This window comes from Natronotalea proteinilytica (assembly GCF_055379935.1).
In genome coordinates this window covers 3225436-3238693 of sequence record NZ_AP043947.1, presented here as the reverse complement: position 1 = coordinate 3238693, position 13258 = coordinate 3225436, and the positions used below count along the sequence as shown (strand labels likewise).

The 13258-nt window shown below is 56.7% G+C and carries 12 protein-coding genes and 1 tRNA gene; 4 read left to right on the top strand and 9 right to left on the bottom strand.

Going from position 1 to position 13258, the window contains the following annotated elements; genetic code table 11:
• Nucleotides 1-363: 363 nt before the first annotated feature.
• On the bottom strand, nt 364-2904 hold the full coding sequence (locus ACZ5AL_RS12885) for a zinc-dependent metalloprotease (protein ID WP_464510884.1): 2541 nt from the start codon (nt 2902-2904) through the stop codon (nt 364-366).
• Nucleotides 2905-3119: 215 nt separating this feature from the next.
• Here ACZ5AL_RS12885 and ACZ5AL_RS12880 point away from each other — a divergent pair.
• The 3 genes from ACZ5AL_RS12880 to ACZ5AL_RS12870 all read left to right on the top strand — a co-directional run bounded on the left by ACZ5AL_RS12880 (nt 3120) and on the right by ACZ5AL_RS12870 (nt 4670).
• Nucleotides 3120-3193 (top strand) — tRNA-Ile (locus ACZ5AL_RS12880).
• 267 nt (nt 3194-3460) lie between these two features.
• Complete coding sequence (locus ACZ5AL_RS12875; RefSeq protein WP_464510883.1) at nt 3461-4192, top strand: TIGR04255 family protein; 732 nt, start codon at nt 3461-3463, stop codon at nt 4190-4192.
• Nucleotides 4193-4196: 4 nt separating this feature from the next.
• Complete coding sequence (locus tag ACZ5AL_RS12870; protein ID WP_464510881.1) at nt 4197-4670, top strand: hypothetical protein; 474 nt, start codon at nt 4197-4199, stop codon at nt 4668-4670.
• A gap of 575 nt (nt 4671-5245) precedes the next feature.
• Here ACZ5AL_RS12870 and ACZ5AL_RS12865 read toward each other — a convergent pair.
• From ACZ5AL_RS12865 to ACZ5AL_RS12830, 8 genes are all read right to left on the bottom strand, one after another.
• Nucleotides 5246-5506, bottom strand: a complete 261-nt coding sequence (locus tag ACZ5AL_RS12865; protein WP_464510880.1) for a DUF3006 domain-containing protein — start codon at nt 5504-5506, stop codon at nt 5246-5248.
• Nucleotides 5507-5757: 251 nt separating this feature from the next.
• On the bottom strand, nt 5758-7197 hold the full coding sequence (locus ACZ5AL_RS12860) for an MBL fold metallo-hydrolase (RefSeq protein WP_464510879.1): 1440 nt from the start codon (nt 7195-7197) through the stop codon (nt 5758-5760).
• A gap of 99 nt (nt 7198-7296) precedes the next feature.
• On the bottom strand, nt 7297-8052 hold the full coding sequence (locus ACZ5AL_RS12855) for an SDR family NAD(P)-dependent oxidoreductase (protein ID WP_464510877.1): 756 nt from the start codon (nt 8050-8052) through the stop codon (nt 7297-7299).
• Between the two features lie 10 nt (nt 8053-8062).
• The gene (locus ACZ5AL_RS12850) at nt 8063-8929 is read right to left on the bottom strand and encodes an SDR family NAD(P)-dependent oxidoreductase (RefSeq protein WP_464510876.1); all 867 of its coding nucleotides are present in this window, start codon (nt 8927-8929) and stop codon (nt 8063-8065) included.
• 69 nt (nt 8930-8998) lie between these two features.
• The gene (rpe, locus tag ACZ5AL_RS12845) at nt 8999-9673 is read right to left on the bottom strand and encodes a ribulose-phosphate 3-epimerase (RefSeq protein WP_464510875.1); all 675 of its coding nucleotides are present in this window, start codon (nt 9671-9673) and stop codon (nt 8999-9001) included.
• Between the two features lie 312 nt (nt 9674-9985).
• A complete protein-coding gene (gene nuoH, locus ACZ5AL_RS12840; RefSeq protein WP_464510873.1) occupies nt 9986-11014 on the bottom strand; it encodes an NADH-quinone oxidoreductase subunit NuoH in 1029 nt (342 codons plus the stop codon).
• A gap of 183 nt (nt 11015-11197) precedes the next feature.
• The gene (locus ACZ5AL_RS12835; protein ID WP_464510872.1) at nt 11198-11473 is read right to left on the bottom strand and encodes a hypothetical protein; all 276 of its coding nucleotides are present in this window, start codon (nt 11471-11473) and stop codon (nt 11198-11200) included.
• A gap of 146 nt (nt 11474-11619) precedes the next feature.
• Nucleotides 11620-12246, bottom strand: a complete 627-nt coding sequence (locus ACZ5AL_RS12830; protein ID WP_464510871.1) for an RNA polymerase sigma factor — start codon at nt 12244-12246, stop codon at nt 11620-11622.
• Nucleotides 12247-12622: 376 nt separating this feature from the next.
• Between ACZ5AL_RS12830 and ACZ5AL_RS12825 the strand changes: the two genes are divergently transcribed.
• Nucleotides 12623-13063, top strand: a complete 441-nt coding sequence (locus ACZ5AL_RS12825; RefSeq protein ID WP_464510869.1) for a hypothetical protein — start codon at nt 12623-12625, stop codon at nt 13061-13063.
• Nucleotides 13064-13258 lie beyond the last annotated feature (195 nt).

The window sequence follows — 13258 nt, the reverse complement described above, 5'->3', positions numbered from 1 at the left end:
AATCCCTCCTTGCCACTATCACAAGAATCGTTATCCACCAGGACAAATGCATAGTCCCATCCAGCTCCGGCACTAGCTGAATTATCGGTGGACACCATCGTGAAGCTAAAAATAAGTAGTAAAGATAATAAGAGAAACCCTATAGTTGTTCTTTTATTGACGACATGTCTAACTAAATGCTGTTAGCAGTGTTATAGTGAACGCTTTTATGATATGTCGCCTTCTTTTTTTTCAACAATATAATTTAAGTTAACTATATATTCATCTTATGCCTTTGAGTTAAGGATCTACACCGAACTCGAAATTCCCAGAGCCGGGGGATCGCTTGCGTCCCCGGCGTATTGTCGGTGCGCCAATCCCCATCTACCACGGGGCGTGGCACGCAGCCCGCTCGGGCAGAGCAGTCTCCAGCCATGTGCGGCGTTCGGCCTGCCGCTGGTGATACGCAGGCGCGTCCTGCCCAATCGGCGAGCCCGGGGGCGTCTGCACCTCAGGCATCGGCGCGGCCGCGTCGTGCGTCCGGTTCAGGAAGCGCTCGATCTGGTCGTGGATGTGCGCACGGTGCGCCTCGGTGTCAGGGTTGCCCGTCGCGTTTTCGTTGAGCCAGCTGTGCAGCGTGCGCAGGTGATGGGTCAGGTGGGCGCGTACCATGGGGGCAGCGTTGGGGTGGGTGGCGTGCTCAAGCAGCGCATCCGTCCACCCCTGCTGCACGATGCGTTGCAGCGCGGCGTTGTAGGCATCACTCGGGACGTCGGCATACCACACCGCTGTGGTCACGCGTTCGAGCACGTCATGGAGCGCGGGCAGGTCGCTGTCGTGGGCAGACTGCTGCACCAGGCGCGCCGTCCGCTCTGGATGCAGGAGCTGGTCGAATACCATGGTGGCCACCACTGCGGCAGGGGCATGATCGTCGAAGGTGAGTCCGGTGTGGCCGGAGAAGAGTTCGCGGTTGTCGGGGTAGCCTGGCGGACGCGGAGCGATCTGTGTGCGAGCCGCTTCCGGTAGGCGCAGGGCGTCGGGCGCAAGCGTCGCAAGCAAGGCATCGAGCGCCGCCTCTTGGTCGGCAGCGGTCACGGGCCTAGGCGCATGCTGCGCATCCCCCCGAACTGAATAGCTGTACGTTACCCCGCCCACGAGCTTCGACGTGGCCTCAATCTGATACCGATGCCGCAGATAGAGCGGCACGAGCACCTCCTCCATGAGCGCGTGGGGCTCGCCGGTGCGGATGACCGCCTCGCCGAACGTGTCTAAAGCGGCCTCGCGCACATCCATTTCGTGACGCAGCGCCTCGACCATGTCGTCGCCGTTATCCCACAGGTGGGCGGTTGGGTGCGCGCCGCCTGCTGCCCGTGCGTCGGTATCGGTAATGTAGTCGAGGCCCTGCTCGTCGAACTCCTGCAGGATGCGCGCGAGCAGTTCGTCTTCGGTCTCGCCCTCCTGCGGATACGCGTAGCCATAGCGGACGGCCGTGTTGTCCCACGCCCCCATGCCGGTGGCGTAAGCGTCCTCCAGCGACACTGCTCCATCGTCATCGAGCGTGGCATACGGAGCGGGGTAGTCCATCACCGAAGCGCGGTCGTTGGCCGAGGCGGCAAAGTTGTGGCGCAGCCCCAGCGTGTGGCCGATCTCGTGCGCCGAGAGCTGCCGGATGCGATCGAGCGCCATATCGAGCAGCGGATTGTCGTCGGCGGGCAGTCCGGTGGCATGGTCGTCGGTGTACGGTGCGGTGAGGCCCTCAGCCAGCAGCAGGTCTTGCCGCACACGCAGCGAGCCCAGCACGATGTGTCCTTTGAGGATCTCGCCGGTGCGCGGGTCGGTGACCGAGGGACCGTAGCTCCAGCCTCGGGTAGAACGATGCACCCACTGAATCACGTTGTAGCGGATGTCCATCGGGTCGGCCTCGTCGGGCAGCATCTCGACCTGGAAGGCATCGCGGTATCCGGCGGCCTCAAAGGCTTCGTTCCACCAGCGGGCGCCGTCGAGCAAGGCTGTGCGTACCGGTTCGGGCGTGCCCGGATCGAGGTAATAGACGATCGGCTCTTCGGGCGTGCAGAGACCGTCATCGCCGGGTTCGTCGTCGCATGCCAGACGGTGCCGGGGGATATAGCGCTGCGTCATATCTTCCGTAATGGGAGCCGCGTAGTCCTCGTAGCTAAAGCTGTAGTAGCCCGAGCGCGGATGATGGGCCCGCTGTTCAAAGCCGTCGGGGTCGGACAGCTCCACCAGCGAGTGCCGCACGCGGAGTCCGAACGAGGTGGGCTCTTCGGCGGTGCTGCGCACCTCGGCGCCCGGCGAGCCGTCGGTCACGAACGTGAGCCGCGCCTCCATCTCGGTATTCTGCGGAAACGCCCCGGTGCGCTCCATGTCGGGCGTGCTGCGGCTTGGCTCCAGGCGGAAGCTGCCCTGCCCGCGCTGCTGTAGGCGCTGCGTGGCCCCGTGCACATCGCGCACAACGAAGTCGGTGGCCTCGACCAGCACCCGGTTGCCGGTTTGTGCAGCGGCTTCGAATCCCCACAGCACGCCATCGGCAAACGCATCGGCGACGGCCTGCCGCTCTGCTGGATTGTCGGTATGAGCGCGATAGGTCTGGTTCGGCTGCACGAGCAGCACTTTGGGCCCGACGCGCTCAAAGCGCACCACCCGCGTGTCGCCCAGCTGTCCACGATCGAGCCCCACATCGTTCGAGCCGAGTCCGCCCGTGAGATAGTTCACGTAGAGCAGGTCTGCATCGAATGCTGGAATCTCCATCCAGAGCGACCCGGTGGCGTCGTCCCAGTAAAGCGGCACAAAGCCGTCCATCTGCTCAAATCCGTCGGTTTTTTCCTCGATGGTAGGCAGATCGTCGGCCAGGACGGGCGGCGCAAGCGCGATCAGCAGAGCGGTGAGTAGCGAAAGAAGGCGCATAAGCGGTCGGGGAGGCAATGAGCGAAGCCGGACGGCTCTAACATACGAGACAACAGCATCAGAGGAAAGTGAGTGGGCGGGTGATGTCTCGAATGGGGTGGCTCATGAGATATGTTGGGGCACCCACCAGATGTTCAAACCTGAGGCGGAACCCCTTTGGCTGGAAATCGGTGGCTATGTATGCACATCTCCCAATCGGATATGTCCTTGGCAATGGGCCCGTAGCTCAGGTGGTTAGAGCAGTCGACTCATAATCGATCGGTCGCAGGTTCAAGTCCTGCCGGGCCCACCCTCTTTTCTTTTAGAGTCATTCAATTCAATGTCTTGAGCTCATATTCAGTGACTATACGTGTCACAAATGAGTGGGTGAAGGCGGTATTTGTAACAGAAGTGGCCTATGTCTGTCATCTGTGTGTTTGTTCCCTAATCAACACGATGTGTAACAACTATGTCATTCGCATCCGACATACTTTTTCGTATATTGGGTGTGGTGAGGCCACACCATATTGAGCAATTTGCAGAATGAAACGGCCTTCTTTCTCAAACTGTATAAGTCATGTCATACCCAAACCCTCCGCTCAAAGAAGCGGTGTGCACGTTTGATTTTAGTGATGCTTCGGAGTGGGATCCAACCTACCAGGGGCTTATCTACGCAGATCTGAAGTTGGCGTATCCGATCAAGAAAACGGTAACCACCTATGGAGTCCGGCACCAGGAAGGAAGAGAAAAGCCATCTGTTGTCGAAGAACCACGTACCCGACTACTTAGTGAGGATGAAAACAAGCTTGTGCAGATCGGTGAGCACCACCTGTCTGTGCATCGCATGACCCCATACAGTTCATGGAAGACATTTCGGGAGCGTATCTGGGAAGCATATAAGGCGTACACCGCAGTCGCTGAACCCGCACGTATTGATCGAATGCGGCTCTCTTACGTAAATGGAATTCACCTTCGCCCCGACGACGCGTTGAACGATGTTCTTGCAATGAGCATCAACTACGATGAACCTCTATCGGCGGGAAGCCATGCTTTCTTTGCAGGCGTTGCGAGATCCTACAACGAGGAAAACATTTTGAACGTAGAGCTTAGCAACTCGCGATACGACAAGCATGATGAGGTAGAAGTGAAACTCGGAATCACCTACGCAAAGACCGTCCCATCGACAACCAACGACACCGTCAAACTTTGGATGGACAAAGCACACGACGCCATCGAAGAACGATTTGAATCGCTGATCACCGATGCTCTTCGGAGCCGGTTTCGCCAGCAACCTGAAAACCAAGGGTAACCCTATGAAATCTATTCAAGGCCCACTCGAATCGAGCGAGCGTATCAAGCCTGCACGGACAATGACTGTCCGTACCGCGACAATCCGTCCTTGGCAGACCTCTGGTGAATTTGTATCTTCGGAGGATTCGATATATTGGCAGGTAAGTGATCAGGTTGATGCACTTGCAAGCACGTATGAGATTGCCAACAAAGATGTATTACGAGCTTGGACTCTAACACACCCTGATGCTTTACTGGCACTGGGGCAAATTCCCAATGTCATAGGCATACATTTTACAGAAGCAGACCTGAAGCTTGAAGTCAAAAATGACCCGGAAGAGTCAGGTACTCCACAGCTATATGTGCGTATCGTGACGTCAATGCCTGTTTCAGAAGCAGTCGATGCGTTTATGCACGTAAACGAAAAGCTGGCCTCCCGTCTACGGAAAGTGTCAGATGGGAATATAGTGTTGACCTACGATGTAATGCCCGCCTGAGACAAGTGCTTGTTCCATTTCGTCTCTATCTCTATGACCTTTGACTGGCACGCATATCTGGATCTTGCTGAGCAACTCACGACGGATGGCACGAGCAAAGAGGCTGAAGCTAAGAACCGTGCGGCAGTGAGTCGGGCCTACTACGCTGTGTACAATATAGCGCTGAGGCATGCGCCTCCATCTGTAACAAAACGTGGGGGCTCCTCGCATCGCCGTTTAATTAACCACTTTGATAGCAACGGACACCATAGCATTTCCAACCTGTTGGAGATAATGCGAGACCGTCGCAACGACGCTGATTATGAAGGTAACAAATATAGCACTCATCCCGGACAGTGGAGGATGGCAGCTGAAACAGCTACAGCAGAGGCGCGGAAGACCCTCGCGAAAATAAGTGAGGAGCTAGCATAGAAGATGGTAAACCCGTAAAGGCTTCAAGCCAACTTGCCGTTCTTGTGTGCAGAACTTGGACAAAAAGAACGCAACGTTCTCTCAAACCGCCCGTCACAAAACGGGGCATTCTTTGATACCGTTACTCCGCACTGGATAGGCCTTTCGAGATCCCGAGCGCCCCGTCAAGACTGATTGCGCAGTCGGTCCAGTTTGCGGCGGACCCGGGTGCGGCGGGCGGTTTCTGTGGCGGAGTCAATGACAAACTGAACGCGTGATTCGTCTGCTCCAGCGGTGCGGATAAGGCGAAGCACAGTGCCCTCGGTGGCTGCATCGGGCAACCACCTCACCGGTACAGGCCACGTATCGTTCGGCCCGTACTCCAGGACGGCCCACCCGTTATCGTCCACCCGGTCGATCGTAACAACGTCGGACAACGAAGGCATAGTACTGTGTCACACGTGATTGTTAGGGGCCAAACTTGTCATCGCGAGGAGGGAGTCCTGCGACTGACGCGGCGATCTCATGCCGTTGATTGGGCAGCTACATCCGGTCTGGCAGCAATGAGATTGCTTCGCTCCGCTCGCAATGACAAGGACGTGAGTTAGTTTAGGTACGTCAGAGGGTACATGCGTTACCCGAAGATTGACCTGTGACAGAGCAATAGTGCTTATAAATTAACGCATAGAACGAGACGTTACTCTTCAACTACGCAAGCGAGCCCCTGCTCCTTGATGTCGTCAAGACGGCCGTCGCTGATGCCGTTAACTTGCGTAAGCTCATCGAGCGACTCAAACGGACGCAGGTCAATGATCTGTTCGGCGCGACTGGCTCCGATGTGTACGATGTCCTGTAGCTCCTCCAGCGAGGCACTGTTCAGGTCAACGCATTCGCCCTCGTCCGGATCATCATCGGCAGGGTCATCCTCTGGGTCGTCGTTTGGCTCATCGTCATCGGGCGTGGCGCTGGTCGTTACGGTATACCCGCTGCCATCGGTTGTGAACTGGATGGTGCCGTGGGTGTCGCTGCCATACACATCAGCAGTACTTTGCACGTTGGCAAGGGCTTCGGCATGCGGATGGCCGTACTGGTTCGTGGCGCTGGCCTGATAGATGGCCACCTCAGGATTGACCGCGTTGACGAATGCGCTTCCCGTGCTGGTACGGCTGCCGTGGTGGCCCATCTTGAGCACCTGTGCATCCAGCGGTACGCCTGCGGCAATCAGTTCGTCTTCTACGTCGATCTCTGCATCGCCGGTGAGCATGAATGCCACATCGCCGTAGGATGCGCGCACCACGATATTTTTATCGTGCAGGGAGCCGGTATAATCGGCGGCACTTGTGGTAGGATGCAACACCTCCAGGTTGAGTCCACCCAGCGTTTTGATGTGGCCGCGCGTGGGCTCCACGTACTCGGCACTGCTGCTTAAGGCTGCATCGATAAAGCCCTCAAAGGTTTGTGTGGTGTGCGTTTGGCCGTTGTACCAGATCTTCTGAACGGATTTGTTATCGAGGATGCGCTCGAAACCGCCGATATGGTCGGCATGGGCGTGGCTCGCAATAATCAGATCCAGTTCGCTGATGCCGCTGCTCTGTAGATACTCATAGACCGTGCGGCTGCTGCGTCCGGCATCGAAGAGCACGGCCTCGCTCCCCGTATCCAGCAGGACTGCTGCACCCTGCCCTACGTCAATGAACGTCACGTTCATCTCCTGTAAGATGCGCTGAAGCGTTACGTTATGCTCCAGCTCAGCCCGTAGTTCGCGGGTTTCTTCGTCAGACTCGTAGTCTGATGCGTTAACACGCAACAGGATGTTGGAGACGTCTGCATGGGTCTCGAATGTGGCTGTGTACGCGCCATCGGAATCGGTGGTGACATCGAACACGACGGTGTCATTTATTTCGCCGGTTACGGTGGCGCCTTCGACTGAAGAGCCGACTGCAGAATCAGCCGATACGGTGCCCTGAATGGTGATTTCGACAGCGTCTTCAGGGGGATCGGGATCGTCGGCGGGGCTGGTGGGGCTGTCATCGCAGGCTGTAAGCCCAACCAGACCGATGGCGAGAATAAACAATAGAGCAATGGGAAGACGACACGCACGAATGGCGTGCGCCCCCAAGGGAGCGAAAGATCGCATGGTAGGCAAGACCGGGTGGTGGGTAAAGATAAGCAGCTACATTATATAGCTATACCCACACATCCGCCAACATCATGCCATTATGCGTACGTTATTTTTTCAATGCACATAGCTACCGGCGTTCAGGTCAATGGTGGTCCCGGTGGCGTGGTCGGCAGCGCCCGAGAGCAGAAAGGCGGCTGTTGGAGCAATATCGTCGGGTTCGGTCAAGTCGTTAAGCGCCAAGTCTTCGCGCACGAAGCTCGGTCCGTATTCATCAATAAAGTCTTGCGCCATATCGGTACGAGTGAAGCCAGGGGCGAGTGTAAACGCCTTCACGTTGTCGGATCCGGCTCCGCGAGCGATTGACCGAGTGAGGGCAACGAGTCCGGCTTTCGAGGCGGCGTAGGTCATGTAATCGATTGTGTCGCCCCGAAAGGCTGCGCGCGAGGCCACGCTCACGATGCGTCCGCCTCCGTTGGCGCGAAAGTGGCGCAGGGCGTGGCGGCACAGCACTTCGGGAGCGCGCAGGTTCACGTGCATGGTGGCCTGCCAGTCGGCGTGCCAAGCGGAGCGGTCGGCATCAAGCGGCATGTGACGGGCCACGCCGGCATTGAGTACGAGCCCATCCACCGCCCCGTAGGTGGAAGCGACGGCATCGAAGAGGGCATGGGTCGCGTCGAGGTCGGTTAGATCGGCTTGAAACGTGTGCGCGTTGGCGCCGCATGCCTCGGCCACATCGAAGGCGGCGTCGGCACTGTGTCCGTAGTGGACAGCTACAGCGGCTCCTGCTTGGGCGCACGCAATCGCAATGGCTCGCCCGATGCCCCGGCTGGCTCCAGTAACGAGAACGGTTTGGTCGGACAGGTCGAGCATGAAGAGGAAATCAGGTGTACGTCATTTCAGTGGGATCGAGGTCTACAAGGTCGCGGCTGCGGTTCCAAAGCTCGGCGGCCGCTTTCTCATCAAACGCAGCAATCGACGGCTTGGCTTGCGAGGTGCCATCGAAGTAGAGCCCTGTTTGGCCTTCCAGTTTGGGGGCGGTGGCTACGTACAGCGGGCCTTCGGCCCCACTTTCGGGCGATTTGAACAGCCACTGGATACGACGCACACACCACGAGAGTAGGCCTGGTCCCTCCCAGATATTGGTGGAGACCACACCAGGGTGCACGCAGTTTACGGTAACGCCTGTTGCGTGCAGGCGGCGCGCCAGCTCATTGGTGAAGAGTACCAGGGCCAGCTTCGACTGCATGTAAGCGGTGAGCCCGGCTTCGCCATTGCTCATAGCATCGGCGTTGAAGCGTAGCGCACCGCGGTGGGCATCGGAGCCTACGTTTACAACGCGGGCTTCGCCCTGCTCATCAGCGGTCTGCTTGAGTAGAGGCAGCAGCTTATGCGAGAGCAGAAACGGCGCCAGGTAATTCACGGCAAAGGTTTCTTCGATGCCCTCCTCGTTGGTTTGCCGTTCGGTTTTAATGACTCCGGCATTATTGATAAGCACATCGAGGCGATCGTAGCGATCAAGCACCGTGATGGCGGTTTCGCGGATGGCATCAAAGTCGGTCAAGTCGGCCGCAACGGTGTCAAGAGCCGATGATCCGGTGTCTGCTTCTAGATCACGGGCCGTTGTTGTAGCGCTTTCGAGGGTGCGGCACCAAAGAATAACATGATAGCCGTGCCGAAGTAGCCCCGCGGCGGTTGCTTTGCCGATTCCAGCATTGGCGCCAGTAACCAGGGCAACAGAAGTATCCATTAGGGACTCAAAATCCTTGTAGAGAATGGGATACAGGTGTTGGGTTTGTCACGCTGACCCTATCTTTAATTACGCTTCAAGCATGATTGTGTCCCGGAAGGTCTGCACATTTTCGGCTACAGCATCGCTACCATCAAAGATAGCGCTCCCAGCCACAAGGACTGTTGCGCCTGCATCCAGCAGCGCGCGAGCGTTGTCGGGCTTTACGCCGCCATCCACTTGCAGGGCGGCATTAGATCCCAAGGCATTGAGCTGTCGGCGAAGCTGTTGGATGCGCATGGTGCTGGCGGGGATGAACGCTTGTCCGCTAAATCCCGGGTTCACCGACATCACCAATACCATATCTACCATCGGCAGCACCGCGTTAATGGCGCTGATAGGGGTGCCTGGGTTGATGGCGACGCCCGCCTGCATATCGGTATCCTGAATGTGTTGAATGACGCGGTGCAAGTGGGTACACGCTTCGGCATGAACGGTGCATACATCGGCTCCCGCTTCAGCAAACGTGTCGATGAAGCGATCCGGATCGTCAATCATCAGGTGCACGTCGAGCAAGGCGTCATGCGCATCGGCAACGGGACGCATGGCTGCGACAATGCCCGGGCCGATGGTAAGGTTGGGCACAAATTGTCCGTCCATCACATCAAGGTGGAGCCAGTCGGCCCCAGCCTCTAGCGCAGTGGTCGCTTGGGCATGGAGGTGGCCATAGTCGGCGGCAATGAGGGAGGGGGCGATCAGAGCCATGAGTACAGGGCAGGAGAGCAAGTCAGCAAGTTAGACGGTTCATGCGCACGCACGCGGCTGGCCATGAACGGTTCGCCCGGCATGCGCTATCTTTCGGTGAACACGCCAGCCATCGGGGGCCCACAGCCGCACACGTACACGACAAACATGCAAGAATCGTGCATAAATAGCGTACAGGGGGCTGTGTGTTGAAACGAATAGTCCATATCGATTCAAAGGAGGGCGGTTCACATCCCCCTGTTATGCAAACAGCCCGCTCACGGTAATACGTGGCGGGCTGTTGCTGGGAGCGTTCAACGTGGGGTGCCTGGATTAAAAGATGGACTTAAAGATGGCGACGCCAATGGCAATCACAATGGTGTTGGCAATGGCAATGGGAAGTAGCTTCTTCCAGCCGAGCTCCATCAGTTGGTTGTACTTGAAGCGCGGGAAGGTCCACCGCACCCAGATAAAGAGGAACGCAAAGAAGGCAACCTTAACCATGAGGCTGGCAATTTGCAGCAGCATCAGCAGGATGGAGCCTTCGAGTGCTGGGAAGGCTTCGAGGAGCAGCGGCTGGAATGGGATCAGGTATCCGCCAAAGAACAGCGTTACGATGAAGAAGGAAGCCACAAACCAGTTTACGTATTCGGCCAGGAAGAACATGCCAAACTTCATGCCGCTGTACTCGGTGTGGTAGCCCCCCACGAGTTCCTGTTCGGCCTCGGGCAAGTCGAAGGGGGCCCGGTTGGTTTCAGCAAACGCCGTTACAATAAAGATGAGGCAGCCAACGGGGTTACGGAAGACATTCCATCCCAGGAGGGCCCATCCGCTGGCCTGGTCTTCTACGATGCCCGAGAAGCTCATGGTGCCCGCAATGATAACGACTGAGATCACAGCCAGGCCCATCGACAGCTCGTATGAAATCATCTGCGCTGCCGAGCGGAGGCCGCCAAGCAACGAGTATTTGCTATTGGAGCTCCACCCGCCCAGAGTAATGCCGTACACCGTCACCGACGTAAGAGCAAGGAGCAGAAGCGCTCCTGTGTCTACATCCAGCAGAACGACCCCTTGAGCAAACGGGATGAGGGAGGCCGCGCTCATGGCAACGACCACCATGGCCACCGGAGCCAAGGCGTGAATAAATTTATCGGAGGCCGCGGGTTGGATGTCCTCCTTAAACACGAACTTGGCCACATCAGCAAAGGGCTGCAAGATGCCGAGAGGCCCCACACGGTTGGGGCCGGGCCGGTTTTGCATGAATCCAGAAACGCGGCGTTCGGCATAAACAAGCACGGATGCCGAGAGCAGCATCACATTCACAATGAGGAATGCGTACAGAGCGATAAGAGCGAGTTCCATAGCGGCACGGTTGATTCAACAGAGCCCCCGACAATACAGAGGCCGGGTATGGGCGGCAGCAGATTAACCTACAGGGCACGTGCACATCACGCAACCGCAAGGCCAGGAAACTCACCGTGTCTACAACAAAAAACGCTATTTTCGGCGAGAGTTCACCGAGATGGAGGCGCAGTGTCTGCGCGTTTATGCTGGGCGGGCCAGCGCGTAGGCAGCTGACTCGCGAAGCGGTCGCGTTGTTGCCTCAGCATACCTCTGCAGAGCATCAAGCGCCCGCTGGTCTATAATGAGGAAGCGGTCGAGTCCCGATCCGGCACTCAGAATAACGGATTCAGGGGCTTGGGTACGAAGCACACGCAAGACCGCTGCGCGCGTCAGGTTAAAGGCCGAGGCAAACTGACAAAGCATACCAGTCACTTCGCCGTCATCGGCAATGCGGATAGGAGAGGGAGGGCAATTCATAGCAGACCTCGTGGCTAAGTGAAGGTATAAGAGAACGAAGGGGCGATCTAATACAGCAGATCTACCGGTACATAGAACAGAGATCGTGCCAGCACGGGAAAGCCCTGACCGGCGGCCCCCTGATGTACCCTATCGTGCGGAGTTCGTTACGCTGTGCCCCATGTATAGGCCCCTTCAACATGCGGTTTGAGAATCGAACGGAGCCGTTTGCGTGCCCGGTGTAAACGAACACGGACATTGCCTGTGGTAATGTCCAGTTTGTTCGCCACCTCGTCGGTAGACAATTCGTTCAGGTCGCGCAGGGTAATCACTTCCCGATACGAATCGGGAAGTTCGTCGAGCGCGTCATATAGCAAGGACTCCTCTTCGCTCTGGGCGGCTGCCGTGTCTGGAGAGGATGGCGACGGACCTCGAAACGCGGTACCGTGCGTGGTAGACATCATGCGGTTGAGCGCATCGTCTTCCAGATGCGCATACCGGTCGTTGGTACGCCCGCGCTGCAGCGCTACGTTTTTGGCAATGCTGTACAACCAGGTTGTCATCTTTGAACCACCCCGGAAATTAGGCAGGCTGCGCAGCGCCTGAAAAAAGGTCTCTTGAAGAAGGTCTTGTGCTTCTTCCGTTGTTTTCGAGTACCGTTGCAGCACCCCCAAAATAAACGAGCGGTTGTTGTATACCCAGCATTCCACTGCTTCCGGATCCCGGTTGCGAAGCGCTTTAAGAGCATCGGGCGAGGGAGTACCTGTCGGAGGCGTAGCCGTTGAGGTAGACATAGCACGTAAGGATTAAATCAACAAGATTGCGATGCACCCCTACTACATCGACAATTCTATGCCGCGTCCTTCTTTTTTTCAAAATAAGCAGGTTATAATACTGTTTTTTAATTAACTTACAAATGTTAAGAAAAGATGATGTACGTTCTGGATCACACCTTACTTTGTCGATATAGCAACACTGGTGACGATATATCGACGCGTTATTTATCGTGGGCTTTTGGGGAGGACGACGTACAAAGGGGGACCTGCATAAAAAAAGAGCAGTACCGTTCGCTTATCAGTCGTTATGTTCGTAGATTGAGACAATTCAGATCTGCGCGCTTTCATATTGCCTTACGAAATGAAACCAGTGTCCAAACGTCAATACTGGAGTGTGCTTCTACTCACGGCACTCCTCATCAACGAACATGTAGTACAATGGGTACTGGCTGTCCACGTAGGCGGCTACTCTGTTGGAGCGGGCTTTGCGGATGCGTTCGCGCATTTTGATATGATCGGATATGTCTTTTTTACGGCGTTTCGGCTCGTGCCCTACGTTCTGCTCGGCCTCCTTCTCATGTTTCTTGAGCGAACCAGATTCAGCGACTATAGTGCGCCGGTATTCGTGGGAGGGCTTATCGGCATTCTGGCGATGATTCTGGTGGTGGCGTGGGGAGCACAAGCACCGTACTACACCGATGAACGGGTGTCTTCAACGACGGCGCTCGCCTTCCTCTTCGTGCCGGTGTATGCTGTGCCTGCAGGTATCATCGGGGCCGCACTGGCGGCTGTTTTGTATAGTCCGTTTCGGGTACGGGTACATGAGGCCCCGTAGCGTTCAGTGTCCATTCCGTGCGACGTCGCTTTACATCACATATTTTGTGTAAACAGTTCAGTAGATCATGACTTCGTTGCTTCGCAACAGAGTGCTTGGCGTGTGCGCGTTTATTCCGCTACTGAGTGTGATCGGAGGAGTGGTTTTTCTTTATCAACACCCTGCTTTTCTGAATGCGCTAGCATCCACAGGCGA